The following is a 25853-nucleotide window of genomic DNA, read 5'->3' on the forward strand; positions in this document are numbered from 1 at the left end:
CGCGGAGCCGGGATTCTAGCGCAAGCGCGCGCATTCCAGCGAGCGGTGCTGGGCCGCGCCGCTGCGCTGGCGGGCCACGGCGGCGTCGGCACCCTCGGCGAGGGTCGCATCCAGCCACCACTGCGCGCTCCCGTCGCCTCCGCTGGCGACCATGGTCGCCTTGAAACCGGCGGCGCTCAGGGCGGCCAGGCGGCGATCCGCGCCCTCCCGGTTGCGGTATTGGCCCAGCGCGATGGCGTTGGTGTCCTCGCCCTGAGCAATGATGTAGTAGTCGCTCACACCGGCCGCGACGATGCGCTTGACCGTGGCCTGCGCCTCCTCACGGCTGGCGGCGGGCGGCAGCAGCACGCGGTAGCGGGTGGCGCCGGCATCGGCGACCTCACGCAGCTTGGCCCCACGCAGGGCACTCCCGGCGCGCGACTGGGCGGCCTGGGCGGCAGCGCGGTCAGCAAAGGGCCCCAGGCTCACGCACTGGGCGGGTGCGGGTACCGCGGCCGGTGCGGGTGCGGCGGCCACAGGAGTGGGCGCAGGCACGCTGGCGGCCGGTGTTGGCGCAGGCGTGTCGGCCACGGCGCTAGGCGGCGCGGCGGTGGACACGGGCGGCTGGGCCACGGGCGCGGTGGCGGGCGTGACGTCCTGCAGCGCTGACGCGGCATCCGGGGAGGCCGCGCTGGCCGGCGTCGCCTGCGTGGTCGGCAGCACTTCCAACTGGGCCACACCGGCCGACGAGGCCGGCGGTGCGCTGACCGGCTCGCCGCGCAGCACCCACCACAGCGCAACACCAATGTTGAGGATGACCAGGACGACGATCAGGGCACGGGTAAGCATCGGCTGATCCTAGCCTGCCGACGGCGGTTGATGCACGGCCCAACGGGCCAGCCCATCGAGCACCAGTGCGGGCTGGAATTCAGCATCGCCGAGCAGCGGCAGCAACGCCGGCGCGCCGCCGCCGTGCACCAGCAGGTGCGGCAATACGCCGAGCCGTTGCCCGCCCTGCACCCGGCTGCGTTCGATCAGCGCCACCGCCGCCCCATCGCAGCCGGACGCCAGTGCATCGGCGGTGTCATTGGCGAACTCGCTGTAGTCGCCGCCTGCCGCCGGCAACTGCACGGCGCGTGCATGCAAGGCTTCGCGCATGGTGGTGGGCGAGGCCGAAATCCGCCCGCCATGATGCTGGCCGTTGGCATCCAGCAGGTCGATGGTCAGCGCGGTGCCCACGCCGGCAATCAGCACGGCCTGGCCACGCGCGGCCACGGCCAGCAGCGCCAGATAGCGGTCCACGCCGAAGCGGGTGGGATCGGCATAGGCGATCCGCACACCGGCGTAGTCGGCTTCGGTGCGCGCCACGCGGACATGGCGGAAGCGGGCCTGCAGCACATCCAGCATGGCGGCGGTCAGCGAGGGCGCTGCGACGCTGGCAACGTAGGCGGTGTCGCCCGACGGCAGCGCATCCAGCGCCGCGGCCGGCATCGCCTCGGCACCATGCGGCCACGCCTGCACGTCGCCCGCGCGCATGCCCTGCAACGGCGCGAATTTGAAGCGCGAATTGCCCAGATCAAACAACCAGTCGCTCATTGCGCCCTCACGCTGACTTCGCCCGCATGGAAAACCCGTTCGCTGCCGTCGATGCGCACGCGCAGCGCTCCGTCATCGGCCAGCCCCAGCGCCGTGCCGGCAAACAGCACGCCGCCCTCTTCCACCTGCACCTCGCGCCCGGCCAGGCTGTCCAACGCGGCATAGCGGGCGAGGAACGGCGCCAGGCCGTCCTGCTCGAACGCGTCCAGTGCCGGCAGAAGGGCGGCGAGGATGTGCGCGACCACGGCGTTGCGCGAGGTCTGTGCGCCGGAGAGCGTGTCCAGATCGGTCCAGGGCTGGGTGATCTCCGCCGCGAACGCAGCGGGCATGCGGACGTTGACGCCCAGGCCGATCACCGCGCGCGCCGGGCCGGCGAATTCACCGCCGCCTTCGATCAGCAGACCACCGAGCTTGTGCCCATCGACGATGAGATCGTTCGGCCACTTCAGCGCCACACCGGGGTAGCCGGCCTCGCGCAGCGCCTCGGCCACCGCAACCCCGGCAACCAGGCTCAGCCCGCCCAGGCGCGAGAGACCACCGGCAAACCCGCGCAGCACCGAAAGGTAGATATGCGCCGCCAGCGGCGAGGCCCAGACCCGCCCGCGGCGACCGCGGCCACGGGTCTGGCGCTCGGCAAGCAGGGCCATCGCCCCGCGCTCCGGCGCGCTGCAGCGCAGCAATTCACTGTTCGTTGACGCGACCGACCAGGCCACCTGCAGGGCGCTCAGCTGCCCGCTCACGGCGGCCGGCAGCGCGGCCTGGATCGCCTCGGCGTCCAGCAGATCCAGCGGCTGCTGCAACTGGTAGCCGTCACCGGCGCGGCCGTCGATATCGACGCCTGCCGCCCTAAGTCCTTGAATCCGCTTCCAAATCGCGGCGCGGGTCTGGCCCAGCTCGCGCGCCAGCGCGTCGCCGGACAGGCGCCCGGCGCCCAGTTTGGCCAGCAGTTGGCGGTCGTCCACGGCAGCTTCCATCGGGTAAACAGGAAAAGTATGCGGGAAAGCCGCCGCCAGCGCCCGCCGGGGGCCTTCCAATCCCCCGGCCGAATCGGGCTAGAATCGAGAACTTGACCCGCCGCTGGATGTTGACGATGCGCCCGTTCGCCCATTGCCTGCTCCTCCTGATGGCCCCGCTGGCCGCGCACGCTTCCGATGCGCTCACCACGGCGGGCCGCGGCGCGTGTGTCTACTCGGCCAACGAGAACGAGCGCAGCGCACCGGCATCTGCTTCGGCGGCTGCGGCACCGGCCACGGTGAAGCCCAGCGCCAGCAGCGGTACCAGCACCGGCGGTGGCGGCGATGACGACGTGCTGCCGCGCCTGCGCGCACCGAAGTGGCACAGCTTCCTGCCGGGTATGTTCCGCTGATCGAACGACTGTTGGGCTGGCTGCGCCGCACGCCACGCGAGATCGACCCTACCCTCTGGGACACCACCTGCCGCCGCGCCGCTTGGCTGCAGCAGCTGGATCCTGCCCGCCGCGAACGCCTGCGCGCGCTTGCCGCCCGCTTCCTGAACGAGAAAACCATCAGCCCGGCCGCCGAGCTGCAGCTGGAGGACGCCGATGGCGTGTTGCTGGCCGCGTTGTGCTGCCTGCCGCTGCTGGAACTGGGCGAGATCGGCCTGCGTGGCTGGTCGCAGCTGATCGTGTATCCCGAGGCGTTCCGCGTGCACCGCAGCCAGGTGGATGCGGCCGGCGTGCTGCACGAATGGGACGATGCGCTGATCGGCGAATCCTGGGACAGCGGCCCGCTGATTCTGTCGTGGGCCGATGTCCAAGCCGACATCGCCGATCCGGAGGCCGGGTTCTGCGTGGCCGTGCATGAAATGGCGCACAAGATCGATGCGCTGGACGGGGCGATCGACGGCACGCCGCCCTTGCCGCGCGCGTGGCAGAAACAATGGGCGGCGGATTTCCAGCAGGCCTATGACGCGTTCTGCGCCGAGGTGGACCAAGGCCGCGAGACGTTGATCGATCCGTACGCCTCCGAGGCGCCAGAGGAGTTTTTTGCCGTGGTCAGCGAGTACCACTTCTCCGCACCGGCACTGCTCGCGCGCGAGATGCCGGCGGTGGCCGCGCATCTCCAGCGGTTCTATGGTCCGTCACCGCTGATGCGGTGATGCGTTACGGTCCCGGCGGCAACTTCACTTCGAAGCGGGCACCACCCAGCTCCGGCGAACGCTTCACCTGCAGCTCGCCGCGGTAGTCCTTGATCAGGTCCTGCACGATCGACAGGCCGATGCCGTGACCCTGCACGCGCTCATCGCCACGTACGCCACGCTGAAGCACCTTGGCGATGTCTTCCGGTGCGATGCCCGGGCCGTCGTCATCCACCGACAGCACCAGGCCCGCGCGACGCGCACCGGGGGCCGGCAACGGATGCGCGGTGAGCAGCACGCGACGCTTGGCCCACTTGAAGGCGTTCTCCAGCAGGTTGCCGAGCAGTTCCTGCAGATCGCCAGGCTCACCGTGGAAACGCGCGGCCGGGTCGATATCGAATTCACACAGCACGCCCTTGGAAGCGTAGACCTTCTCCAGGCCCCGCACGATTTCTTCGGCGTTGGATTCGATCGGCAACGGGGCGGAGAACAGCTTGTGCCCCGAAGAAGCCGCGCGCGCCAGCTGGTAGGACACCAGGTTGTTCATGCGCCGCAGCTGCACGTCGAACTCTTCTCGCAGATCCTCATCGCGAGCGCCGCTGTCGAGCTGCGTGCGCAACACCGCCAGCGGTGTTTTCAGGCTGTGCGCGAGATCGGCCAGGGTGTTGCGCTGGCGTTCGAGGTTCTCTCGCTCGCTCTCGATGAAGGCGTTGATGCTGTCGGTCAGCGGCTCCAGCTCGCGCGGATGGCGTTCGCTCATGCGCTCGGTTTCACCGCGCTGGACCTTGGTCAGCTCATTGATCACGCGCCGCATCGGGCGCAGGCTCCACTGCAGAATGACCGTCTGCAGCAGCAGCAGGATCAGACCGATGCCGCCGAGGTAGAACCACACGCGCCCGCGGAATACGCGCAGCTGTGCGCCGAGCGCGCGCGAGTCTTCGAGCACGTAGATCGTGTACGGGAACTCGGTGGCCGGGTCGGCGTCGGCATCCCAGACCAGGCCCATGCCATAGCGGTAGGCCGAGCCCTCACTGCCGTCGATCTGGATCATCGGCAACGGCCCTTCGAAGACTTCCTGGCGCGGGGCCAGCATGCCACCGCCCACGGTGGGCAGCATCGGGCCTTCGGCAGACATGGAGTTTCCCTTGCCGTCCGGCATCACGACCTGCAGATAAAGGCCACTGCCCGGGACGTCAAAACGCGGATCCGGTGGCTGCTCGCGGATGTACAGCGAGCGGTCGCGGGTGAAGTCGATGCCGGCCGCGTAGGCCGTGGCGTAATTCTTCAACCGCTCGCGCAGATTGGCCTTCGCGGTATCGGCGAAGGCCGCGTCCAGCGCGTAGCCGGCCAGGGCCAGGAAGGCCACCAGGCCCACCGAGGCGGCCAACAGCTGGCGCGCCTGCAGTGAGCGCGGCCGCCAGCGTTTAAAGAACCACAGACGGCCGGACATCATCTATCGCCAGCCGCAGCTCAGCCTTCGTTGCGCGGAATGGCGAAACGGTAACCGCGGCCACGCACGGTCTCGATCGGCTTGAGTTCGCCGTCGGCATCGAGCTTCTTGCGCAGGCGGCCGATGAAGACCTCCAGCACGTTGGAGTCGCGGTCGAAGTCTTGCTGATAGATGTGTTCGGTGAGGTCGGCCTTGGAGACCAGTTCACCGGCATGCATCATCAGGTACTCCAGCACCTTGTACTCGTAGCTGGTGAGATCCACGTTGCTGCCGTTGACGCTGACCGTCTGCGCGGCGAGATCCAGCGCGACCGGGCCGCACTCCAGCGTCGGCTTGCTCCAGCCGGCGGCACGGCGCAGCAGCGCATTGACGCGGGCCAGCAGCTCTTCCACATGGAACGGCTTGACGAGGTAATCGTCGGCGCCCTGCTTGAGGCCCTCGACCTTGTCCTGCCAGCTCGAACGCGCGGTCAGGATCAGCACCGGGAATTTCTTGCCCTCGTCGCGCAGGGCCTTGATCAGCTCCATGCCCGACATCTTGGGCAGGCCAAGATCGATGATGCCGACGTCGAACGGAACCTCGCGGCCCATGTACAGACCTTCCTCACCGTCCTGCGCAGCATCGACGGCAAAGCCTTCGCGCTTGAGCCGGGCTGCCAGTGTTTCCCGCAGCGGGGCTTCGTCTTCGACCAGAAGGATACGCATGAACTCTCCCTAGTGTCCTGGGTATGGCCCCTTGGGGCCAGTGGGTAATGCAGATGACTGCGGACAACTATCCCTGTTCAGGGGTTATCGCCGCGTAGTGATGACATATCCGAGCGCGGCGTGCGGGGCTGTGAACGCGATGTCGCCGGATCGTCCATATAGCGGACGCGACCGCGATCATCCATGTACTTCACCCGGTTGATGTCGCGCCCATCGAAGGGCACGCGCTCGGCACCGAGGATGTGTCCACCGGTAGTACGTTGCACCCGACGCACGGCATCGGACAGCGAGCGCTCCTGTGGACCGCCGCGTTCGGCCGTACGCATCATCTCGGCACGGGCCGCTTCCGGCGGCGGCATCTGCGCCCACGCACTGGTGGAGGCAGCTGCGCCCGTCGCCAGAAGGGCGAAGGCGGCAATGCGGCGGTGGCGGGTCACGGAGAACATCGGTCTGATCCTAGCGGAGCGCGGCTAAACGTTCAAAAGTTGTGAATCGGCAACCGCCAGCCTGGGCCGGCGCTTTACGAATCTTTAGCGAATTCTTGGTTTTAGCCAGTGAATCCGGTCTGAACTTTTCCGCCTGCCTCCCCGCTTTGTTCATCTAAGTGAACATTGGCGGCTAAACCGGAATGCTTGTCAAGCTGACAAGGTGACGCGCCTCACGCCGCGACGCGCTCCGCCTGGGCACGGGTCACCGCCAGCGCCTGCTCGATCAGGCTCCAATCGGCGCCGACCCGGTGCGAGCCTTCGCTCAGGATTTGCCGGAAGGCACGGCCGCCCGGCTGGCCATGGAACAGGCCCAGCAGGTGGCGGGTGATGTGCTTGAGCGCCAGCCCCCGGGCCAGCTGGGCCTCGACATAGGGCTGCATGGCGCGCAGCAGTGCCTCGCGCGATTGCAGTGGGGCACCGGTCTGGGCGGCCTCCAGCTGATGCAGCACGTAGGGGTCGTGGTAGGCGGCACGGCCCAGCATCACCCCATCCAGCGCCGGCAACTGGGCCTGCGCGGCCTCGACCGTGGCCAGGCCGCCGTTGAGGACGATCTGCAGCTGCGGACGGTCGGCCTTGAGACGGTGCGCCCAGTCGTAACGCAGCGGGGGCACTTCGCGGTTTTCCTTCGGCGAGAGGCCCTTCAGCCACGCGTTGCGGGCATGCACCACGAACATCGCGCTGCCGGCATTGGCCGATTGATCGACGAAGTTCACGAATTTTTCGTAGTCGTTGTCGTCATCCACGCCCAGTCGGCATTTGACCGTGACCGGGATGTCCACCGCCGCGACCATCGCACCCACGCACTCGGCCACCAGGGCCGGTTCGCGCATCAGGCAGGCGCCGAAGCGCCCGGCCTGCACGCGGTCGGACGGGCAGCCGCAGTTGAGGTTGACCTCGTCGTAGCCCCATTCCTGCGCGATACGGGCGGCCTGGGCCAGCAGGGCCGGATCGCTGCCACCGAGCTGCAGGGCCAGCGGATGCTCGCTGCCGTCAAAGCCCAGCAGGCGCTCACGGTCGCCGTGGATCACCGCGTTGGCGTGCACCATCTCGGTGTACAGCCGTGCGCCCGGCGCCAACAACCGGTGGAAATACCGGCAATGGCGGTCCGTCCAGTCCATCATCGGGGCGACGGACAGGCGCAGGGAGGCGGCGTAACGCGCGGCGGCGTCGGTGGCGGGCTGGGTCATGGGGCGCGGGGCTATCTGGATTCACTGGCATTGCCAGCGCAATCAATAGTTTACCCACTTCCCATGAACACTGCCCGAGAGCCGCTGCGGGCGCCAATGCGCACTGGCAGTACACGCCTGCAACGACGGCAGTAGACAATGCAGCTCTGCACGTCCCTCCCAGGCATCCATGCCCGCACTCCGCCTGCCCAGCTTCGACCCCACCACCGAACAAGGCGTCCTGCGCCTGTCGATCGCCGCATCGCTGGCGATGGCCGCCGCGGCCGTGGCGTTCGGCCTGCTGGCCAACTCCTCGCTGATCATCTTCGACGGCATCTACGGCCTGATCGACGTGGTGATGACCTGGCTATCGTTGTTGGTGGTGCGCCTGATCAGTCTCTCGACTCACGTGGATACCCTGCAATCGCGCTTGAACCAGCGCTTCACCATGGGCTTCTGGCATCTGGAACCGATCGTGCTCGGGGTCAGCGGCACGTTGATGATCGGCGCGGCGCTGTATGCCGCGGTCAATGCGGTGGATGCACTGATGTCCGGCGGGCGCGAGATCGCGCTCGGGCCGGCGATCCTGTTCGCGGTGATCTCAATCGTGGCCGAAACCGGCCTGGCGCTGTTCGTACGCCGGGCGAACCGGTCGATCGGCTCGGACTTCATCGCACTCGATGCGAAGAACTGGGTGGTCGCGGCGAGCATGTCAGCCGCCTATCTGGTCGCCTTCCTCGGCGGCTATGTACTGGGCGGCACGCAGTGGGCGTGGCTGGTGCCCTACATCGATCCGGCGATCCTGCTGGTGGTCTGCCTGTTCGTGGTGGTGGCCCCCATGGGTACGGTACGCCAGGCGCTGTCGGACATTCTGCTGATCACCCCGCTGGATCTGCAGACCCATGTGGACGAGGTCGCGCGCGACATCGTGGCCAGGCACGGCTTCCTGGAATTCCGCAGCTACGTGGCCAAGGTCGGGCGCGGTGAGCAGATCGAGCTGTTCTTCGTGGTGCGCGCCGATGATCCACCGCGGGCGCTGATCGAGTGGGATCGGTTGCGCGATGAGATCGGCGAGGCGCTGGGTGAGGAGTCGCCGGATCGGTGGCTGACGATCCTGTTCACGACGGATCGGGAGTGGGCGATCTGAGCGATGCCGGATCGTCAACCGGTGAGCACTGCGAGTGTAAGAAAGGCAAGCACCTGTGTTACGAGAAGGATGCGGAGGATCGCCGCGTCACGGCGCATGTCACCCAGTTCCTTCAAGGGCGCGCTCTTTTCCAGGCCGAGAATGATCCAGAGATGCGTCACCTGCCCCTGCACTCCAAAGGTTTCGGGACAGCCCAGCCGCTTCCACATGTCTGGATGCCGGCGTCTGAACGTGCGCACGAAGCGATAGAACAACCCCAGGTAGATGGAGACGGAAGCGACTGCCACCACGGCAACAACGTTGAACATCATTGAGTTTTCCAAGGTCATGCGCGCTCGGGAGATTCCATGGGGTTGAGCATGTTCTTCCACTGCCGCGGCGACTGCCCGGTCTGCGCCTTGAACGCGCGCGACAATGCGGCTTCGCTACCGTAACCCACATCGACGGCGATGCGCTTGAGCGGATGGCCGCGGCGCAGCGCCTGCTGCACCAGGCGGGTGCGCCAGCCCTGCAGGTAATGACCGGGCGTACTGCCGATGGTGTCGCGGAAGCTGTCGGCGAAGGCGCTGCGTGACATGCCGGCGCGCTGCGCAAGCGACTCCAGCGTCCACTCGTCGGCGGGCGCTTCATGCATCGCCACCAGCGCGTGACGCAGGCGCGGATGGGCCATGCCGGCGAGCAGGCCGACGCGGATCTGACCGCTTTCCATCAGCGCGCGCAGGATCTGGATGAGCACGACTTCAAACAGACGATCCAGCAGCGCCTGGCGGCCGCAGCGCTGCGCGAAGGCTTCTTCGAACAGCAGTGACAGCACCGGCTGGCCGCCGTACAAGCCCTCCAGCGGCAGGCACACGATCGGCGGCAGCGCAGCGGCGACCGGGTTGTTGGCGCCCCCTTCGAACTGCAGGTTGGCGCACGCGAAATCCGCGCCCCGCGTGGCATCGGTGACGAAGCGGTGCGCGAGCGGGCGCGGGTACAGCAGCACGCTGGGCGTGGTGATCTGCAGCGTGCTGCCATCCGGGTGCTCGACGCGTACATGGCCCTCGCGGATCAGATGCAGTTGACCACGCTCGCCATCGCCGGGCAGATCGTTGATGCCGCACAGCGCGCCCGCGTGGAAGACCTCGGCAGACACCGCGAAACGGTCCAGCAGGGATTGCAGTCGGTCGACCATGGCGGACTCCAGATCAAGTTTTCTGGACGAAATGTTGCCACAAGTACGATGCGGGCGCGCACAGTACACCTGCCATCTGGCCCACCCTTTTCACTCCGCAGGAGATTCCCATGTCCATTGCCAACGTTCTGTATACCGCCCAGGCCACTGCCAACGGCGGCCGCGACGGCCGCGCCGTCTCTTCCGACAACGTGCTGGACATCCAGCTCTCCACCCCGCGCGAGCTGGGCGGTGCGGGCGGCCCGGGCACCAACCCGGAGCAGCTGTTCGCCGCGGGCTACTCGGCCTGCTTCCTGGGCGCGCTGAAGTACGTGGCCGGCCAGGCCAAGGTCGCCCTGCCGGCCGAGACCGCGATCACCGGCAAGGTCGGCATCGGCCAGATCCCGACCGGTTTCGGCATCGAAGTCGCGCTGGAGATCTCGGTCCCGGGCCTGCCGCGCGAGCAGGTCGAAGCGCTGGTGCAGAAGGCGCACATCGTGTGCCCGTACTCGAACGCGACCCGCGGCAACATCGACGTGACGCTGACGGTGGTCTGAAAAAAAATGGGCGGCTGCCGGACTTGATCGTCTGGCAACCGCCCATCCCACCGCGGTGGATCCCGTGGGCGTGCCCACGGGATGCATCTTGTTCCCTTACTTGTCGTGCGTGATCAGCTGCACCACGCTGGAGAAATCCAGCTTGCCGCGACCGGCCTGGTGATTCATCGAATACAGGTTGCGGGCCAGCTCGCCCAGCGGGATCGAGGCGCCGACACTCATCGCTGCTTCCACTGCCAGGCCCATGTCCTTGAGCATCAGGTCGCTGCCGAAACCGCCGCTGTAGCCGCGCGAGGCCGGGGCGTTTTCCAGCACGCCGGGCCACGGGTTGCACACTTCGGTGGCCCAGCTGCGGCCGGTGCTGACCGCCATCATCTGCGAGAGCACCTTCGGGTCCAGCCCGTGTGCGACGCCCAGCGCGATCGATTCACCGGTCACCGCCATGATCACGCCCAGCGCCATGTTGTTGCACAGCTTGGCGACCTGGCCAGCACCGCTGGCACCAACGTGGAAGATGTTCTTGCCCATCGCCTGCAGCAGCGGGCGCGCACGCTCCAGTGCCTCGGCTTCGCCACCGACGATGAAGGTCAGCGTGCCGGCCTGTGCACCCGCGGTGCCGCCGGAGACCGGCGCATCCAGCATCTGCAGGCCGCGTGCGGCCGCCGCTTCAGCGACCTTGCGGGCGGTGGCCGGGGCGATGGTGCTGCAATCGATGATGAGCGCGCCGCCCGGGATGTCGCCGAGCAGGCCGTCATCACCCAGGTACACGCCTTCCACGTGGCGGCTGGCCGGCAGCATCGAAATGACGATCTCGGCCCCGGTCAGCGTATCCAGCGCCGAGCTGGCGGCGGTGGCGCCGGCATCGACGGCGGCCTGCACAGCGGCGGGCACCAGATCGAACACGCGCACGGCGTGACCAGCCTTGGCCAGGTTGGCGGCCATCGGGCCACCCATGTTGCCCAACCCGATGAATGCAATACGGCTCATGCGTGGCTCCTTTCAGGGACGGTGGCACCGAGGTCGGCCAGCGGATGCGCGGCATCGGACCACGGCGAAACGAAGAAGGTGCGGGCCCACTCGGTTGTGGCGTCCGCCAGGGTGCGCGGCTGCCACTGCGGGTTGCGGTCCTTGTCGATCAGCAACGCGCGGATGCCTTCGGCGAAGTCACCATGGGCGGCCGCGTGCAGGGCTGCGATGTATTCGATGCGGTAGACCTCGGCCAACGAGGCGCCCTCGGCCAGGTGCTGCAGCTCGAACGCGAGCCGGGCCGAGCCGGGTGCACCAGCGGCGAGTGTGGCCTGCGCGGTCTTCAGCCAGGCATCCTCGGTCTCCAGGGCAAGGATGGCCTCGACGATGGCGCCGACGTCGTCACCGGCGCACAGCGCATCCACGGTGGCGGCATTGCGCAGCAGCGGACCGGTGGCCGCATCGCTGGCGTGCTGCTGCAGCAGCGCGGTCAGTTGTTCGTGGTTGCGCTTGGCCTCGCGGCTCCAGTGCACGTCCGCCAGCGCGTTGAACACGGTCTCGCGCTGTGCCTCGGCGATGTGGATATCGGCCAGGCCGGCGTAGATCGCATCGCCGGCGTTGAGCGGTGCACCGGTCAGGGCCAGGAACAGGCCGCCGTGGCCGGGCACGCGCGGCAGCAGCCAGCTGCCGCCCACGTCCGGGAACAGGCCGACGGTGATTTCCGGGAACGCCAGCTTGGAGCGCTCGCTGACCACACGGTGGCTGGCGCCGGACATCAGGCCGATACCACCGCCCATGACGATGCCATGGCCCCAGCACAGGATCGGCTTGGGATAGGTGTGGATCGCGTAGTCGACGCGGTACTCCACGTCGAAGAATTCAGCGGCGTAGGCGTTGTCGCGGATGTCGGTCTTTCCGCTCTCGCGGTAGTCGACCATGCTGCGGTACAGGCTGTGCAGGTCGCCGCCGGCGCAGAAGGCTTTTTCGCCCGCGCCCTGCAGCACGACCAGCGCAATGCCGTCATCAACGGCCCAGGCCTCCAGCCGCTCGCGCAGCAGGTGCGCCATCGGAAGCGAGAACCCGTTGAGGGTGCGCGCTGCGTTGAGCGTGGCGATGCCGATGCGCGTGCCATTGGCGGCGGCGCGCTCTTCGAACAGCACCGGTGCCTCGTCGCTGGCGACGGCGGTGCTCATGCGTTCTTCCACTGTGCGGCGCGCTTTTCCAGGAAGGCGTTCACGCCTTCGGCCTGGTCGGCGCTGTCGAACAGATCGACGAAGGCCTCGCGCTCGGCCACCAGCGCCGAGGCGTGGGTACCGGTACGGGTGGCCTGCACCAGCGTCTTGCACGCGGCGATGCTGGTCGGGCTCTGCTTGCCCGCCTTGTGCGCCCATGCCAGGGCCAGCGCCTTGGCTTCACCCTTGCCGACCTTCTGTTCGACCAGGCCGATACGCAGTGCAGTGTCCGCATCGATGCGCTCGCCGAGCAGGATCATGCGCTTGGCCCAGCCTTCGCCGACCAGACGCGGCAGGTTCTGGGTGCCACCGGCGCATGGCAGCAGGCCGACGGTGGCCTCCGGCAGCGCCACCTGGGCGTGTTCTTCGATGATGCGCAGGTCGCAGGCCAGCGCGCATTCCAGACCGCCGCCCATCGCGTAGCCGTTGATCGCGGCGATGGACACGCCACGGAACCCGGACAGCGCTTCAAAGGCTTCGCCGAAGCGACGTGCGGCTTCGCGGGCGGCCGCCTTGTCGCCGGAGGCGAACTGCTTGAGGTCGGCACCGGCGGAGAAGAACTTCTCGCCATCGCCGGTGATCACCAACGCGTAGATATCGCGGTCTGCGTTGAGCGCGCCGACCAGATCGCGCAGCGCGGACAGGCTGTGCACGGTCCAGGTATGCGCCGGCGGGTTGTTGAGGGTGATGACCGCGACGTGGCCATCGGCCTCGACCTTCAGGCCGACATGATCATGCTGGCGCCACTCCATCATCGCAGTTCCTCTTCAGTGTTGAGCAGGTGGCGGGCCACGATCACACGCATGATCTCGTTGGTGCCCTCCAGGATCTGGTGCACGCGCGAATCGCGCAGCAGCCGTTCAATCGGGTATTCACGGATGTAGCCGTAGCCGCCGTGGATCTGCAGCGCGTCGTTGCAGATGTTGAAGCCGGCATCGGTGGCGAAGCGCTTGGCCATCGCGCACCACACGTTGGCATCGCTGGCACCGGCATCGAGCTTGCGCGCGGCGGTGTGCACCATCTGCCGTGCGGCGACCAGCTGGGTGGCCATGTCGGCCAGCTTGAACTGCAGCGCCTGGAACTCGGACAGCGCCTTGCCGAACTGACGGCGCTCGCCCATGTAGCGGCGGGCGGCATCCAGTGCGCCCTGGGCAGCGCCGAGAGAACAGGCGGCGATGTTGATGCGGCCGCCGTCCAAACCCTTCATGGCCAGCTTGAAACCACTGCCTTCCTCGCCGAGCAGATGGCTGACCGGCACGCGCACGTTCTCGAACGCGATGCCGCGGGTCGGCTGGCTGTTCCAGCCCATCTTCTCTTCCTTGCGGCCGTAGCTGATGCCCGGCAGATCGGCCGGTACCGCGATCGCGCTGATGCCACCCGCGCCTGGACCGCCCGTACGCGCCATCACCACCAGCAGCTCGGTGGCACCGGCGCCGGAGATGAAGGCCTTGGAGCCGTTCAATACGTAGTGATCACCGTCACGCACCGCGCTGGTTTTCAGCGAGGCTGCGTCCGAGCCGGCACCCGGCTCGGTCAGGCAGTACGAGGCCAACTTGGTACCGGACGAGAGGTCTGCACCCCATTCGGCACGAAGACTCTCCTGGCCCCACTTGGCCACCATCCACGACGCCATGTTGTGGATGCTGACATAGGCCGCCGTGGACGGATCCACATTGGCGAGCTCCTCGATGACGACGGCGGCGTCCAGACGGCTCAAGCCGCTGCCGCCGACCTCGGGGTCCATGTACAACCCACAGAACCCGAGTTCCCCTGCCTTGGCGATCGCCTCGCGCGGAAAGATGCCCTCCGCATCCCATCGCGCGGCGTGCGGCGCCAGTTCGGCCTGGGCGAAGTCACGCGCTGCCTCTCTATAGGCCTGCTGCGCTTCGTCGAGTTCCGTCGTCATCGAGTGGCTCATGGTCGAACTCCGTTGTTGCTGTTGCTTACTTCAGGCTGATGGTGGTGTTGACGCCATGACCCAGCGTCTCGTCATCGAACCAGCGCGAGGTGATCGTCTTGGTCTGGGTGTAGAACATCACCACCTGCTTGCCGTAGGGGCCCAGGTCACCGAGCTTGGAGGCACGCGAGCCGGTGAACGAGAACAGCGGCACCGGCACCGGGATCGGCACGTTGATGCCGACCTGGCCGACGTCGATGTCTTCCTGGAACTTGCGGGCGGCCGCACCGGACTGGGTGAACAGCGCGGTGCCGTTGCCGTTCGGGTTGGCGTTGATCAGTTCGATGGCGTCTTCCAGCGTGTCCGCTTCCAGGATGACCAGCACCGGCCCGAAGATTTCTTCGTCGTACACGCGCATGCCCGGCTTGACACCGGCGAAGATGGTCGGGCCAACGAAGTTGCCCTTCTCGAAACCATCGACCTGCGGGTTGCGGCCGTCGAGCACCAGCTTGGCGCCCTGCTCCACGCCCGAGGCGATCAGGCCTTCGACACGCTCACGCGCGGCGCAGGAGATGACCGGGCCGACATCGGTACCGGCGACGCTGCCACCGCTCACCTTCAGCGTCTTGGCCTTGGCCACCAGGTCCGGCACCCACTCGCGTGCTTCGCCGACCAGCACCAGGGTGGAGGCGGCCATGCAGCGCTGACCGGCCGCACCGAAAGCGGCACCGACCATCGCGTTGAGGCTCTGTTCCTTGTTGGCGTCCGGCAGCACCACGGCGTGGTTCTTGGCGCCCATCATGCACTGCACGCGTTTGCCGGCCAGCGAGGCGCGGTTGTACACGTGGGTGCCGACGCGGGTGGAACCGACGAAGGAAACCGCCTTGATATCCGGGTGATCGCAGATCGCGTTGACCACGTCTTCGCCACCGTGCACGACGTTCAGCACGCCCTTGGGGATACCTGCTTCCAGCGCCAGTTCGACCAGGCGCATGGTGACCATCGGGTCCTGCTCGGACGGCTTGAGGATGAAGGTGTTGCCGGTGGCGATGGCCATCGGGAACATCCACAGCGGAATCATCGCCGGGAAGTTGAACGGGGTGATGCCCGCGCAGACGCCCAGCGGCTGCAGCAGGGTGTAGGTGTCCACGCCGTTGGCCACGTTGTTGGCCAGCTCACCGAGCTGAAGGTTGCCGATCGCGGCGGCATGCTCGACCACTTCCAGGCCACGGAATACATCGCCCTCGGCATCCGGCACGGTCTTGCCCTGCTCGGCGCTGAGGATGTGCGCCAGCTCGCTCATGTTCTCGCGGATCAGCTGCTGGTACTTCAGGAAGATGCGCGCACGGGTGCCGATCGGGGTCTTGCGCCAGGTCTTGAACGCTTCCTTGGCCGAGGCGACGGCGGCGTCGACTTCGCTGGGGGTGGCGAATGGGACCTGGGCCAGGACGTCCTGGGTGGCCGGGTTGACCACGTTCTGCCAATGCGAGCTGGTCGATTCGATGAACTGGCCATCGATCAACATGCGGATACGGGGCGCTGCAACAGTCATGGACAATCCCGGCGGGTCGAAAGTTGTTGGCATTATTCACAGTGCCACCCTCGATTTCCGGCCTGTATACGCTTAATCTGGCCAATGCCCGCTACGATTCTTGTGAATTCTGTGAATAGCCAGCCCGTCCAACGCCAGATCGGCCTGCGCCTGCTCAAGCTGCGCGAGCAGCGCGGCTACAGCCAGCTGGCGCTGGCCAAGGCCTTGGGGCTGTCGGCCAGCTACCTGAACCAGATCGAGCGCAACAAGCGGCCGCTGACCCCGGCAGTGCAGGGCAAGCTGCGGGAGGTGCTGGGCGACGTCAGCGAGCTGTTCGAGGTCGATGATCCCGGCGCGCTGCAGGAATCGCTGGGCGAGACCCTGCGCGACCTGGGCCTGGCCGATGTCAGCAGCACCGAATTGCGCGCGATGGCCGGCAACCTGCCGCAGATCAGCCGCGCCCTGCTCGACCTGCACCGCCGCCACCTGATGCTGCGCGAACATGCCGCCGCGCTGGAGTTCCAGCTGGGCGATGTGCACGCCGGGCAGGCGCTGCCCGCAGGCGACCAGGTGCGCGATTTCTTCAACCGCATGCACAACCACATCCCCGAGCTGGATGACCTGGCCGAGCAGTTGTTCGGCGAATGGGGGCTGGTAGCCGGGCATGTGGCGCCGCGACTGCGCCAGCTGCTGGCCGACCGCCACGGCGTGCTGGTGGAAGTGGGGCCGCTGCAGGCCGGGCGCGAGAAGCGCGTCTACGACGGCGGCAGCCGCACCTTGTGGCTGCCCGACTACCTGGAGCCGGGCCAGCAGGCGTTCCAGATGGCGGCCGAGCTGGCCCTGCTCGGCTATGCGGCGCAGATCGATGCGGTGATCGCACGCGCGGGGTTTGGCGAGGCAGAGCAGATCGCGCAGGCGCGGATCGGCATGTCCAACTACTTCGCCGGCGCGCTGGTGATGCCGTATGCGCAGTTCCTGCGCGCCGCCGAGCACAGTGCCTACGACATCGATGCGCTGGCCCATCGCTTCGGCGTGGGCTTCGAAGCGGTCTGCCATCGCTTGAGCACGCTGGCGCGGCGCAGTGCGCCCGGCCTGCCGTTCTTCTTCATCCGCGTGGACCGTGCGGGCAATGTCTCCAAGCGGCATTCGGCCACCGATTTCCACTTCTCGCAGGTGGGTGGCTCGTGCCCATTGTGGATCGTGTACGAAGCCTTCAACCAACCCGGGCGTGTATTGACCCAGACCGCGCGCATGCCGGACGGGCGTCGTCACTTCTGGTTGGCGCGGCAGGTGAGCAGTGGGCCGATCGGGCATGGCCAGCCACGCAAGACCTTCGCGGTGGCGCTGGGCTGCGATCTGCAGCATGCCGAGCGGTTGATCTACACGCGCGGGCTGGATATCCAGAGCCCGGGCAACTCGGTCTCGATCGGCCCAGGCTGCCGCGTGTGCCCGCGCGAGGATTGCATGCAGCGCGCGTTCCCGCAGCTGCCGGGGCGTGGGTGATGCGGCCCGGTCGCGGTTGGATCGTGGCGGCCAACGGCCGGCACCTACCGGGTTGAAGGACGCCGGTCTAGTAAATCGGCGTGACCTTCATCTGCGGCAGCGGCCGTGGCGCCCCGTCGGTGAGGTCCGGCCCGAGGTCTTCCCAGGTCTGGCCCTGCTCGACCATGTGCCGCCACAACTGCTGCGATTCGCGGCGTTTGTCTTCCGAGCTCAAGCGGTACGACGGCGGTACCGGCGTGCCGGTGGCCACACTTTGATACGCCGCTTCGTATGCCGCCACGCGTTGTGCGGGGTCATCGGTGCGCGCCACATCCAGCGTGTAGCGCTGGTAGGCCGAGGCCAGATTGCGCCAGCGGATCCAGTAGTGGTTGGCGAAGGAGAAATCGCAGAAGCGCTCCCCGGCGATACTGCCCTTGTCGGCGATGCGGCTGAGCACAGCCTGTGGCATGTCCAGGTTCATGCCGCCTTCGTCGCCCTCCAGCGCGACATGCACGATGCGGTCGCGGTAGCCCGGCGCACGCGCCTGGAGCACATCGCGCCAGTTCTGCATGGTCGACACGATCGAGAACAGGAAACCGGACATCTCCGCCGCGGCCATCGGCTGCGCGATGGACTGGTAGGTGCGTTGCCAGCCATGGCGGTTCTCGGTGGGCAGGAACACGGCCTGCTCCGCGCGCGCATGCGCGTCGCCCTCAGCCACCACGCTCACGGCGTCGGCAGACTGCGCGTAGACCAGATTGATGCCGAACGTGGGCCAGCGCGGCAACGCGGCATCGAACAGGTGGATCGGGAAGTTGCTGCTGATCCCGCCATCGGAGAACCAGCACACGCGGAACGCGGTGATCACCGGGCCGCAGCTCTGGCCACCACTGGTGAGCCCTTCCATGCTGTCGGCGACGTTGGTGTTGTCGCGCCGGGGTTCGGCATCGGCAACCGGCTCGCAGCGACGTTCGCGACGGGCCGGCTCATGCAGCGGCACCGCGCTGATCAGCAGCGGGAAGCTCAGGCTCATCCGTGTGGCGACCAGCACCGGCAGGTCCTCGCCATCGACCAGGCGGTAGTAGTCGCGCCCATCGACCCGCTCTGGTGCGCCAGCGCGCGCGACCAGCCACTCGACCACGCTGGCGGGAAACAGCTGCGCGAACTCCTCGCGCAGGAACCAGAAGTGCGCCGCGTTGAACGGAAGCGTGCGCGGCTCACTGTGCGACACGCAGGTGGTGATCATCTGCAGCGTGATCGCATGCGCGCCGCTGGGCTCGCCGGGATAGCGTGGGGCCGTATGCAGATCGCCGAAGGTCAGCGGCTGCTCCAGCGGCTTGCCGGCCAAGGCCTGCAGCTGGGTGTGCAGCCAATCGGTCAACGCCGGCGCGGAGGCATTCGGCTGGGTGCTGCCGTTGCACAGGCCGAGCAGATTACGCCGGGCCACCCGGGCCACGCGCAGCGCCGAGGCCAGTACACCCGCGCCGTAGGCGCACAGCAGCGACGGCAGCAACGTCGCCCAGATGCCGTCGATGCCACCGGCCAGGTAGCCGATGCCCAGCAGGCCGGCCAGCGACAGCAGTACCTCCAGTGGCGCGATCGCAAATACCGCGGCGAGCAGACAGGCGATCTTGCGCAGCAGGCCGGCCTTGCCGGTCAACATCACCAGCAGGCGGTACGCGGTACGCGCGCCATACGCCGGCTGGAAGAGGCTGTGGATGAAGCCTTGCCGTGACAGCTGCGCCGACACCTCGGCCAGCCCCGGAAAGCCCACCGCGGCCGCTACCGGCTCCCCGACCTGGCGACGCCGATCGCCCAGCGCGGCTGCCGCGGCCACGGCAGCGGCAATGGCCCCGGCCGAGGTACCGCCGATGCTTTTGAAGCGGTACTCACTGGCCAGCGACAACACCGCGTTGGGATACACGATGCCGCTGGTGATGCCGCCCTTCATGACCAGATCGCAGTACTTGTCCGCCACGTTGCCGCCCTCTGTCCGCCCGTGCGTGGCCGATCCACGCACCCTCTCCAGCGGTGCCCGCCACAAGGCAGGCACCGGGGAGTTCGATGGGAACAGTATCGCCTGCGCGCTTCTCAGCGCCTGAGAAGCGCGGCACGGAACGGCTTATTCGGCGTTGCCGGACTGCGGCACGCGCCGTACCTGGGACAGGTCGTAGCCGAGCGCGGCGATGCGGGTCATGGCCGCTTGATAGTCCGCATCGGAGATGGTCGGGGTGCGCGCCATCAGCCACATGTAGTCGCGCTTGCTGCGGCCGACGATGGTCTGCTTGTAATCCGGATCCAGATCCACGATCACGTACTCGGCCTGGATCGGCCAGATGAACTGCATGCCCCAGATGGCGCCGCCGGTGCCTTCCTTGACCGTCCCGACCGGGTGCATGGTCTTGATCGGTGCCTGGAAGCTGCCCTTGCGATACCGGAAGGTGGTCTGGATGCGGCCGTCCGGACGCAGTGCGTAGGATTCCACCGCATCGAACGCCTCACGCTCGGGCCGGCTGGGGATGTGGGCGATCACATACCAGTCGCCCATGAAGCGCGGCACGTCCACATGCGCGACGGGCGGGATCGGACGGGTGTTGCCGCTGCAGCCGCCGAGCATCATGCCGACAACCAGCAGGGGAACGAGAGCACGGATGGACATGACGGCTTCCTCCAGGAACGTGGGGTGATCACGGACGGTTGAACAGGTAATGGGCCACCTGCCATTGCTGGCCCTGCTGGTAGCCGAACAACTCTGCGCAGGCCATCCAGAACATGCGCCAGCGCTGGTGCCACAACGCGGCCGAGGCATCGCCGTAGGTCTGCCGCAGCACCGCCATCACGGCGTCTTTCTCACGGTCCTGGTTGGCCAGCCAGTGGTTGGCGGTGCGCTCGTAGTGGGTACCATCCAGCAGCCAGCGCTGCTGCAGCTGCAGATGCTGCTGGAAGAACAGCAGGGTATCGGCTGCCGGCATCAGGCCACCGGTGAAGAAGTGGCGGCCCATCCAGTTGTCATCGCCTTCGGTCTCGAACGGGTACATCAGCGTGCGGTGCACGAAGATGTGCACGAACAGCTTGCCCTCCGGCCGCAGCCACGCGTGAATGCGCTGCAACAGCTGCGGGTAGTTGCGCATGTGCTCGAACATTTCGATCGAGACGCAGCGATCAAAGGTCTCGGCATCGAGCGTCAGGTGATTCACATCACGGGTCAGCACGGTGACGTTGATCAGGCCACGTGCACGACACTGCCCCAGGATGTACTCGCGTTGGCTGTTGGAGTTGGAGACGGCGGTGATCTGCGCGTTCGGGTAGCGCTCGGCCATCCACAGCGTCAGCGACCCCCAACCGCAGCCCAGTTCCAGGATGTGCTGCCCATCGGCCAGCTGTGCGCGCTCACCGTACAGCGCGAGCATCGCCTCTTCGGCCTCGTCCAGCGTTTCAGTGCCGGTGGCGTAGTAGCAGCTGCTGTACTTCAGACGCTTGCCGAGGCAGCGGTGGAAGAACTCGGCCGGAACTTCATAGTGCTGGCGATTGGCCGCATCCACGTGCAACGCGACCGCGCTGCTGGCCAGCCCGGCGATGCGCGCGGCGAAGCGCTGCGACTGGACCTGCTGGCCGCCGGCAAGCTCTTCGCGCAGGCGCTGCTCGCACTGGCGGCGGATGCCCAGCCGCAACAGCGCGTCGGGCAGCACCCCGCGTTCGGCCAGGCCGGTCAGGCCCGGTGCGTAGTCCGGCAGCGGAAGACGGTCACTGGCAACATTCATGGGGAAGATTCCTTGCGGGCAGGCGACGAACGGGAGGGGAACCACGGAAACAGCATCGGCGTGGTGCGTTGGTACTCGCGGTAATCCTCACCACGCGAGCGCAGTGCCTGCGCCTCGGTGAAGGGAATCCCACTGACCCAACGCAGGAACACGTACATCACCAGCGGGCCGGACCAGGCCAACCACCACAACGGCGACTGCACGGCCAGCAGCACGTAGGTGAACCAGTGCAGCCATTCGAAGAAATAGTTGGGATGCCGCGAGTAGCGCCACAGCCCATCGCGGCAGGTCTTGCCCTTGTTGGCCGGATCGGCGCGGAAGCGCGCCAGCTGACGGTCGGCCAGCGATTCGCCGCCCACGCTCAGCAGCCACATCGCCACCGCGGCGATCAGCCAGCCCCAGCCCTGGGGTGCCGGATTCACCGACACCGCCACGAACGGCAGTGCGAACAGCACGATCAGCAGGGCCTGGAACTGGAAGAAGCCGAAGATCTTTCCCTGATGGCCGTTCCAGTGCTTGCGCAGATGCTGGTAGCGGCCGTCCTCGGGCTCGCTGCGCACGCGGTGCCACAGGTGCAGGGCCAGACGCGAGCCCCACAGCCCGCCCAGCACCGCCAGCGCGATCCGCGGCATCGACGCGCCATCGCCGAGCAGAGCCAGCAACAGGGCAGACGCGCCCACACCTTTGGCCCACAGCACATCGACCACCCCGATGTTCTGGTGCCGGCGCTGCCACCACCAGCCCCAGGTCATCATCACGGCGGCATACAGCCACACCACCCACAGCATCTTCATCGTGTGTCTCCTGGAGCAAGTGTGGCGAGGGGTACCGCGCGGGTCTGCCAATGACGGGCACACGCCGCAAGCACCGGCAGCGCGATCGCCCAGCCGAGGCCGAGCAGCAGCACGCCGTGCCACTGCGGTGCAGCGAACACCACCGACGACCAGCCGCGTGCGGCGGACAGGTACGCCAGCGGCGCCAGCAGCAGACCGACCAGCGCGGCAACCGCCAGATGCCGTTGCAGCACCGCGAATGACACCGTGAGCGTCATCGCGAACGCGGCCCACAGCGCGAGGATCCAGACCGGGGCGATCCACGCGGGATCATTGCCGGCCGCGTACAGCACCCAGCCGGAGGCGCCAGCCAGCCCGTCGACGACCAAGCCGCAGCCGATCGCGACCAGCATCAGTTTCAACTCCACCGACGGCTGCGCCGACAGCGCCAGCTCACTGCTCACGTACACGGCCGCCGCCACCAGCGCGGGCCAGCGCAGCCCATGACCGGCGCCGATCACGGCGCACAGCCAGACCAGCTGGTTGCCGATCACGTTGGCCCAGAAACGCAGCACTTCAGCCCTCCCCGGCAATCAGCGCGGGCCGGTAGCCCGGACGCGCCATCAACAGGTGCGAAACGCCGATGGAGCGCTCCAGGAAGCCACCTTCGCAATACGCCAGGTAGAACTCCCACATGCGGATGAAGCCCGCATCGAAGCCCTGCGCGCGCACGGCCGGCAGCTGGGCCATGAAGCGCTGGCGCCACGCGCGCAACGTCAGCGCGTACGACGGGCCGAAATCATGCTGGCCGATCAGCTGGAGGTCACTGCTGCGGGTCTTGGCGGCGACGATGGCGTTGATCGAGGGGATGAAGCTGCCGGGGAACACGAAGCGCTTGATGTAATCGACGCTGCGCCGCGCCTGCTCGTAACGCTGGTCTTCGATGGTGATGGCCTGCAGCAGCGCCAGACCGTCATCCTTGAGCAAACGGGTAAGCGTGGCGAAGTAGGTGTCCAGGTACTGTGCGCCGATCGCCTCGATCATCTCGATGGACACCAGCTTGTCGAACTGGCCCTCCAGATCGCGGTAATCCTTGAGCAGCAGGGTGACCTTGTCCTGCAGCCCGGCCGCCTCGACCCGCTGCCTGGCCAGCGTGTACTGCTCCACCGAGATGGTGGTGGTGGTGACGTGGCAGCCGATATGGCGCGCCGCGTACAGCGCGAAGCCGCCCCAGCCGGTGCCGATCTCGACCACGCGATCAGACGCGGTGAGCTGCAGCTGCTCGCAGATGCGGGCCAGCTTGCGCTCGGACGCCGCCTCCAGCGTGTCTTCCGGGCTGGCATACAGCGCCGAGGAGTACATCAGGTCCGGCGACAGGAACAGCGAGAAGAACGGATTGCCGAGGTCATAGTGCGCGGCGATGTTGCGGCGGCTGCCTTCGCGCGTGTTGCGGCGCAGCCGGTTCCAGCCTTTCAGCAGCCAGCCGCCGATGCGCGCCGGGCCACCCTCCATGCCATCGAGCAGATCCCGATTGCGCACCAGCAGCTGCACCAGCGCGACCAGGTCATCGCAGCGCCAGTCACCGCGGATGTAGGCCTCGCCTGCACCCACGCTGCCCTGTGCGGCCACCGCGCGGTAGAAACCGGGGTCGTCCACCCAGACCGTCACCTGGGGCGTGGCGTCGGGATCGCCGATCACCACATCGCCCACGGCATCGCGCAGCCGCAGATGCCCACCGCGCAGCGGTGCCAGCTGCGCCAGCAGGCGCCCGCGGAGGAACCCTTCAAGGGCGGACGGTTGCGGCACGGCCACCGCGCGTGTCATGTCGTTCATGGGGATTTTCCAGCAAGCGAAGGATGGTCGTGAACGGGGTTGCGCTTGAGCCACAGGCGCAGCGCCTGCCAGTGGATCGCGGCCACCACCTTGAGGGTCATCAGCGGGTAACGCAGCAGCACGCCCGCCAGGCCACGACCGGTGAGCGGATGGCGCTGCATCACCAGGTCGGCATCGAACTGGCACACGCCCTCTCTCCACACCTGCATATGCACGTGCAGGTCATCGCCCGGCGCGGTGAAGCGCCAGCGGTACTCGCAGTCCATCTGCATGAAGGGAGAGACGTGGAACTGCTTGTCGAAGGACCAGCACAGCGCGCGGCCCTGGGCATCGGCCTGCGCCACCGGCAGTACGTAGGCGTGGCGCTCCTTCCACGGCGTGTTGGTGATCTCCGCCACGATGCTGTCCAGCGTGGTGCCATCGGCGGCGTAGCAGTAGTAGAAGCTCACCGGATTGAACACATGGCCGGCGTAGCGCGGATGCGTAAGCAGGCGGATCGGGCCGGCAGGCGCGCGGCCCAAGGCCTCGGTGATGCGTGCACGCACGGCATCGGCCAGCGACTGATCGGGCTTACCGAGATAGTCGCTGCGGCGGAACTCGACCACGTTGCGACGGCCCACCGACCACAGCCAGCGCCGCTCGAACAGGCGCGGCAGTTCGTCCAGATCCAGCAGCAGCTGCGCGATCGGGTAGCCAAACGCGTGCGCGTGCGGCGCGTGCCGCCGATGGCGCATCCAGCCGCGATAGATCGCACTGGCGGTCATGCCGGCAGTGCCTCGGCCAGTGGCCAGTAGGACTCGGCGTCCAACGCCTGCAATGCATCGACCACGCGGCGGGCACTGCGGATGCCATCTTCGTGGAAGCCCCAGCCCCAGTACGCGCCGGCGAACCAGGTACGGCGATGGCCCTGGATCTCGGCCCAGCGCTGCTGGGCGCGCACCATCGCGTGATCGTGCACCGGGTGGGCGTACTGCAGGCGACGCAGCACGGTGGCCGGATCGACCGCCTCGCTGCGGTTGAGCGTGACCACCAAGGGCGTGGGCGTATCGATGCCCTGCAGCAGGTTCATGCAGTAACTGACCGTGCACGGCGCCATTGGGTCGCGCGGCACATGCGCGTTCCAGGCGGCCCAGGCCTTGCGGTCACGCGGCAGCAGGCTGGCGTCGGTATGCAGCACCACCTCGTTGGGCTGGTAACGGATCGCGCCCAATACCGCGCGCTCGGTGAGATCGGCATCGGACAACAAGGCCAGTGCCTGGTCGCTGTGACAGGCCAGCACCAGCTGGTCGAAGCCTTCCAACCCGGCAGCGCTGTGAACGCGCACACCATGCTCGTGGCGCTCCACGCCGAACACCGGGCACTCCAGCCGTTCGCGGACCTGCCAGCGGCGGCGCAGCGCCTCGACATACCGCGCCGAGCCGCCTTGGACCACGCGCCACGGCGCGCGCCCGGTCATCTGCAGCATCTGGTGGTTGGCCATGAACTGCACGAGGTAGCGCGCCGGGAAGGCGGCCAGGCTGGCCGTCGGCGACGACCACAGCGCCGAGGCCATCGGCAGCAGGTGTTCGTCGATGAAGGTACGGCCATAGCCGCCATCGGCCAGGAAATCGCCCAACGAAGGGCCCTCATCGTCGCTGTCCAGCAGCGCCGGTGCCTCGCGGTAGAACCGGCGCAGGTCGCGCAGCATGCCCCAGAAGCGTGGCGAGACCAGATTGCGACGCTGGCAGAACAGCGTGTCCAGCGAGGTCGCGTTGTACTCCAGCCCGCTGCGCTCGCTGTGCACCGAAAAGCTCATCGTGGTCGGCTGCGAAGCCACACCCAGCTCATCGAACAGGCCGGTCAGCAATGGGTAGTGGGCGGGGTTGAACACGATGAAGCCGGTGTCCACCGCCTGCGTGCGGCCATCGACCTCCACCTCATGCGTATGAGTGTGGCCCCCCAGGTAGTCGTTGGCCTCGAACAGCGTCACTTCGTGCTGCTGGCTCAGCCACCACGCACTGGAGAGGCCGGCGATACCCGATCCAATCACGGCGATCCGCAT

The 25853-nt window shown here is 67.5% G+C and carries 27 protein-coding genes; 5 read left to right on the forward strand and 22 right to left on the reverse strand.

Going from position 1 to position 25853, the window contains the following annotated elements; translation table 11 throughout:
* Positions 1-15: 15 nt before the first annotated feature.
* Genes ABE464_RS08000 through birA form a run of 3 tightly spaced genes read right to left on the reverse strand, consistent with a single transcriptional unit; the run spans position 16 to position 2537 of the window.
* Entirely contained in the window at positions 16-828 is an 813-nt protein-coding gene (locus ABE464_RS08000) for an SPOR domain-containing protein (RefSeq protein WP_346471510.1), read from the reverse strand.
* Positions 829-837: 9 nt separating this feature from the next.
* Positions 838-1575 carry a type III pantothenate kinase gene (locus ABE464_RS08005; RefSeq protein WP_346471511.1) on the reverse strand — a complete coding sequence of 246 codons (738 nt, stop codon included), beginning with the start codon at positions 1573-1575 and terminating at the stop codon, positions 838-840.
* Complete coding sequence (gene birA, locus ABE464_RS08010) at positions 1572-2537, reverse strand: bifunctional biotin--[acetyl-CoA-carboxylase] ligase/biotin operon repressor BirA (protein ID WP_346471512.1); 966 nt, start codon at positions 2535-2537, stop codon at positions 1572-1574. The genes ABE464_RS08005 and birA overlap by 4 nt, the downstream gene beginning before the upstream one ends.
* 128 nt (positions 2538-2665) lie before the next feature.
* Between birA and ABE464_RS08015 the strand changes: the two genes are divergently transcribed.
* Together ABE464_RS08015 and ABE464_RS08020 are read left to right on the forward strand one after the other, a co-directional pair.
* On the forward strand, positions 2666-2941 hold the full coding sequence (locus tag ABE464_RS08015) for a hypothetical protein (RefSeq protein WP_259260506.1): 276 nt from the start codon (positions 2666-2668) through the stop codon (positions 2939-2941).
* Positions 2908-3693, forward strand: coding sequence for a M90 family metallopeptidase (locus ABE464_RS08020; protein ID WP_346471513.1), 786 nt, complete (start codon positions 2908-2910; stop codon positions 3691-3693). Before ABE464_RS08015 ends, ABE464_RS08020 begins: the two co-directional genes overlap by 34 nt.
* A 4-nt stretch (positions 3694-3697) precedes the next feature.
* Here ABE464_RS08020 and ABE464_RS08025 read toward each other — a convergent pair whose 3' ends face one another.
* The 4 genes from ABE464_RS08025 to dusA all read right to left on the reverse strand — a co-directional run bounded on the left by ABE464_RS08025 (position 3698) and on the right by dusA (position 7501).
* The gene (locus ABE464_RS08025; RefSeq protein WP_070474511.1) at positions 3698-5122 is read right to left on the reverse strand and encodes a sensor histidine kinase; all 1425 of its coding nucleotides are present in this window, start codon (positions 5120-5122) and stop codon (positions 3698-3700) included.
* Between the two features lie 20 nt (positions 5123-5142).
* Positions 5143-5826 (reverse strand): response regulator transcription factor, encoded by a 684-nt coding sequence (locus ABE464_RS08030; protein WP_019185514.1) that lies wholly within the window; start codon positions 5824-5826, stop codon positions 5143-5145.
* Between the two features lie 77 nt (positions 5827-5903).
* Positions 5904-6272 (reverse strand): hypothetical protein, encoded by a 369-nt coding sequence (locus tag ABE464_RS08035; protein ID WP_313208862.1) that lies wholly within the window; start codon positions 6270-6272, stop codon positions 5904-5906.
* Positions 6273-6484: 212 nt separating this feature from the next.
* The gene (dusA, locus tag ABE464_RS08040) at positions 6485-7501 is read right to left on the reverse strand and encodes a tRNA dihydrouridine(20/20a) synthase DusA (RefSeq protein WP_346471514.1); all 1017 of its coding nucleotides are present in this window, start codon (positions 7499-7501) and stop codon (positions 6485-6487) included.
* A gap of 169 nt (positions 7502-7670) precedes the next feature.
* Here dusA and ABE464_RS08045 point away from each other — a divergent pair, with 169 nt between their 5' ends.
* The gene (locus ABE464_RS08045; RefSeq protein WP_346471515.1) at positions 7671-8627 is read left to right on the forward strand and encodes a cation transporter; all 957 of its coding nucleotides are present in this window, start codon (positions 7671-7673) and stop codon (positions 8625-8627) included.
* A gap of 14 nt (positions 8628-8641) precedes the next feature.
* On the opposite strand, the gene ABE464_RS08050 is transcribed toward ABE464_RS08045, so the two are convergent.
* Positions 8642-8956 (reverse strand): hypothetical protein, encoded by a 315-nt coding sequence (locus ABE464_RS08050; RefSeq protein ID WP_346471516.1) that lies wholly within the window; start codon positions 8954-8956, stop codon positions 8642-8644.
* Positions 8953-9801, reverse strand: coding sequence for an AraC family transcriptional regulator (locus tag ABE464_RS08055; RefSeq protein ID WP_346471517.1), 849 nt, complete (start codon positions 9799-9801; stop codon positions 8953-8955). Before ABE464_RS08055 ends, ABE464_RS08050 begins: the two co-directional genes overlap by 4 nt.
* 110 nt (positions 9802-9911) lie before the next feature.
* Here ABE464_RS08055 and ABE464_RS08060 point away from each other — a divergent pair, with 110 nt between their 5' ends.
* Positions 9912-10337 carry an organic hydroperoxide resistance protein gene (locus ABE464_RS08060; protein ID WP_346464218.1) on the forward strand — a complete coding sequence of 142 codons (426 nt, stop codon included), beginning with the start codon at positions 9912-9914 and terminating at the stop codon, positions 10335-10337.
* A 96-nt stretch (positions 10338-10433) separates the two neighbouring features.
* On the opposite strand, the gene mmsB is transcribed toward ABE464_RS08060, so the two are convergent.
* The 5 genes from mmsB to ABE464_RS08085 are packed head-to-tail and all read right to left on the reverse strand — an operon-like array spanning position 10434 to position 15984.
* Positions 10434-11324: a 3-hydroxyisobutyrate dehydrogenase gene (gene mmsB, locus ABE464_RS08065; RefSeq protein ID WP_346471518.1), complete on the reverse strand. Its 891-nt coding sequence runs from the start codon at positions 11322-11324 to the stop codon at positions 10434-10436.
* Positions 11321-12496 (reverse strand): enoyl-CoA hydratase/isomerase family protein, encoded by a 1176-nt coding sequence (locus tag ABE464_RS08070; protein ID WP_070474376.1) that lies wholly within the window; start codon positions 12494-12496, stop codon positions 11321-11323. Before ABE464_RS08070 ends, mmsB begins: the two co-directional genes overlap by 4 nt.
* The gene (locus ABE464_RS08075) at positions 12493-13290 is read right to left on the reverse strand and encodes an enoyl-CoA hydratase (protein ID WP_346471519.1); all 798 of its coding nucleotides are present in this window, start codon (positions 13288-13290) and stop codon (positions 12493-12495) included. Before ABE464_RS08075 ends, ABE464_RS08070 begins: the two co-directional genes overlap by 4 nt.
* Positions 13287-14453: an acyl-CoA dehydrogenase family protein gene (locus tag ABE464_RS08080; protein WP_070474374.1), complete on the reverse strand. Its 1167-nt coding sequence runs from the start codon at positions 14451-14453 to the stop codon at positions 13287-13289. The genes ABE464_RS08075 and ABE464_RS08080 overlap by 4 nt, the downstream gene beginning before the upstream one ends.
* A gap of 25 nt (positions 14454-14478) precedes the next feature.
* Positions 14479-15984, reverse strand: coding sequence for a CoA-acylating methylmalonate-semialdehyde dehydrogenase (locus ABE464_RS08085; RefSeq protein WP_346471520.1), 1506 nt, complete (start codon positions 15982-15984; stop codon positions 14479-14481).
* An 84-nt stretch (positions 15985-16068) separates the two neighbouring features.
* Here ABE464_RS08085 and ABE464_RS08090 point away from each other — a divergent pair, with 84 nt between their 5' ends.
* Positions 16069-17466: a short-chain fatty acyl-CoA regulator family protein gene (locus ABE464_RS08090; RefSeq protein WP_346471521.1), complete on the forward strand. Its 1398-nt coding sequence runs from the start codon at positions 16069-16071 to the stop codon at positions 17464-17466.
* A gap of 67 nt (positions 17467-17533) precedes the next feature.
* Here the strand turns inward: ABE464_RS08090 and ABE464_RS08095 are convergent, their stop codons facing one another.
* The 8 genes from ABE464_RS08095 to ABE464_RS08130 all read right to left on the reverse strand — a co-directional run bounded on the left by ABE464_RS08095 (position 17534) and on the right by ABE464_RS08130 (position 25853).
* A complete protein-coding gene (locus tag ABE464_RS08095; RefSeq protein ID WP_346471522.1) occupies positions 17534-19423 on the reverse strand; it encodes an RpoH suppressor in 1890 nt (629 codons plus the stop codon).
* A gap of 144 nt (positions 19424-19567) precedes the next feature.
* Complete coding sequence (locus tag ABE464_RS08100) at positions 19568-20104, reverse strand: lipocalin family protein (RefSeq protein ID WP_259260518.1); 537 nt, start codon at positions 20102-20104, stop codon at positions 19568-19570.
* Between the two features lie 28 nt (positions 20105-20132).
* On the reverse strand, positions 20133-21206 hold the full coding sequence (locus ABE464_RS08105) for a class I SAM-dependent methyltransferase (RefSeq protein ID WP_346471523.1): 1074 nt from the start codon (positions 21204-21206) through the stop codon (positions 20133-20135).
* Positions 21203-22000, reverse strand: a complete 798-nt coding sequence (locus ABE464_RS08110; RefSeq protein ID WP_346471524.1) for a DUF1295 domain-containing protein — start codon at positions 21998-22000, stop codon at positions 21203-21205. The genes ABE464_RS08105 and ABE464_RS08110 overlap by 4 nt, the downstream gene beginning before the upstream one ends.
* Positions 21997-22554 (reverse strand): DUF2878 domain-containing protein, encoded by a 558-nt coding sequence (locus ABE464_RS08115; RefSeq protein ID WP_346471525.1) that lies wholly within the window; start codon positions 22552-22554, stop codon positions 21997-21999. Before ABE464_RS08115 ends, ABE464_RS08110 begins: the two co-directional genes overlap by 4 nt.
* 1 nt (position 22555) lies before the next feature.
* On the reverse strand, positions 22556-23812 hold the full coding sequence (locus ABE464_RS08120; protein ID WP_346471526.1) for a cyclopropane-fatty-acyl-phospholipid synthase family protein: 1257 nt from the start codon (positions 23810-23812) through the stop codon (positions 22556-22558).
* Positions 23809-24576, reverse strand: coding sequence for a DUF1365 domain-containing protein (locus tag ABE464_RS08125; RefSeq protein ID WP_346471527.1), 768 nt, complete (start codon positions 24574-24576; stop codon positions 23809-23811). Before ABE464_RS08125 ends, ABE464_RS08120 begins: the two co-directional genes overlap by 4 nt.
* On the reverse strand, positions 24573-25853 hold the full coding sequence (locus ABE464_RS08130; RefSeq protein WP_346471528.1) for an FAD-dependent oxidoreductase: 1281 nt from the start codon (positions 25851-25853) through the stop codon (positions 24573-24575). The genes ABE464_RS08125 and ABE464_RS08130 overlap by 4 nt, the downstream gene beginning before the upstream one ends.

Origin of the sequence: Stenotrophomonas sp. TWI587, from assembly GCF_039674145.1 — a bacterium.
Taxonomy (GTDB): domain Bacteria; phylum Pseudomonadota; class Gammaproteobacteria; order Xanthomonadales; family Xanthomonadaceae; genus Stenotrophomonas; species Stenotrophomonas maltophilia_AY.

Coding starts and splice junctions, on each gene's coding strand:
- ABE464_RS08105 (WP_346471523.1), bottom strand. CDS start 21,206: ATGAATGTTGCCAGTGACCGTCTTCCGCTGCCGGACTACGCACCGGGC.
- ABE464_RS08025 (WP_070474511.1), bottom strand. CDS start 5,122: ATGTCCGGCCGTCTGTGGTTCTTTAAACGCTGGCGGCCGCGCTCACTG.
- ABE464_RS08085 (WP_346471520.1), bottom strand. CDS start 15,984: ATGACTGTTGCAGCGCCCCGTATCCGCATGTTGATCGATGGCCAGTTC.
- ABE464_RS08055 (WP_346471517.1), bottom strand. CDS start 9,801: ATGGTCGACCGACTGCAATCCCTGCTGGACCGTTTCGCGGTGTCTGCC.
- ABE464_RS08060 (WP_346464218.1), top strand. CDS start 9,912: ATGTCCATTGCCAACGTTCTGTATACCGCCCAGGCCACTGCCAACGGC.
- ABE464_RS08120 (WP_346471526.1), bottom strand. CDS start 23,812: ATGAACGACATGACACGCGCGGTGGCCGTGCCGCAACCGTCCGCCCTT.
- ABE464_RS08100 (WP_259260518.1), bottom strand. CDS start 20,104: ATGTCCATCCGTGCTCTCGTTCCCCTGCTGGTTGTCGGCATGATGCTC.
- ABE464_RS08000 (WP_346471510.1), bottom strand. CDS start 828: ATGCTTACCCGTGCCCTGATCGTCGTCCTGGTCATCCTCAACATTGGT.
- dusA (WP_346471514.1), bottom strand. CDS start 7,501: ATGACCCAGCCCGCCACCGACGCCGCCGCGCGTTACGCCGCCTCCCTG.
- ABE464_RS08125 (WP_346471527.1), bottom strand. CDS start 24,576: ATGACCGCCAGTGCGATCTATCGCGGCTGGATGCGCCATCGGCGGCAC.
- ABE464_RS08005 (WP_346471511.1), bottom strand. CDS start 1,575: ATGAGCGACTGGTTGTTTGATCTGGGCAATTCGCGCTTCAAATTCGCG.
- ABE464_RS08110 (WP_346471524.1), bottom strand. CDS start 22,000: ATGAAGATGCTGTGGGTGGTGTGGCTGTATGCCGCCGTGATGATGACC.
- ABE464_RS08030 (WP_019185514.1), bottom strand. CDS start 5,826: ATGCGTATCCTTCTGGTCGAAGACGAAGCCCCGCTGCGGGAAACACTG.
- ABE464_RS08080 (WP_070474374.1), bottom strand. CDS start 14,453: ATGAGCCACTCGATGACGACGGAACTCGACGAAGCGCAGCAGGCCTAT.
- ABE464_RS08090 (WP_346471521.1), top strand. CDS start 16,069: ATGCCCGCTACGATTCTTGTGAATTCTGTGAATAGCCAGCCCGTCCAA.
- ABE464_RS08050 (WP_346471516.1), bottom strand. CDS start 8,956: ATGACCTTGGAAAACTCAATGATGTTCAACGTTGTTGCCGTGGTGGCA.
- ABE464_RS08070 (WP_070474376.1), bottom strand. CDS start 12,496: ATGAGCACCGCCGTCGCCAGCGACGAGGCACCGGTGCTGTTCGAAGAG.
- ABE464_RS08130 (WP_346471528.1), bottom strand. CDS start 25,853: ATGCGGATCGCCGTGATTGGATCGGGTATCGCCGGCCTCTCCAGTGCG.
- ABE464_RS08045 (WP_346471515.1), top strand. CDS start 7,671: ATGCCCGCACTCCGCCTGCCCAGCTTCGACCCCACCACCGAACAAGGC.
- mmsB (WP_346471518.1), bottom strand. CDS start 11,324: ATGAGCCGTATTGCATTCATCGGGTTGGGCAACATGGGTGGCCCGATG.
- ABE464_RS08035 (WP_313208862.1), bottom strand. CDS start 6,272: ATGTTCTCCGTGACCCGCCACCGCCGCATTGCCGCCTTCGCCCTTCTG.
- ABE464_RS08015 (WP_259260506.1), top strand. CDS start 2,666: ATGCGCCCGTTCGCCCATTGCCTGCTCCTCCTGATGGCCCCGCTGGCC.
- ABE464_RS08075 (WP_346471519.1), bottom strand. CDS start 13,290: ATGATGGAGTGGCGCCAGCATGATCATGTCGGCCTGAAGGTCGAGGCC.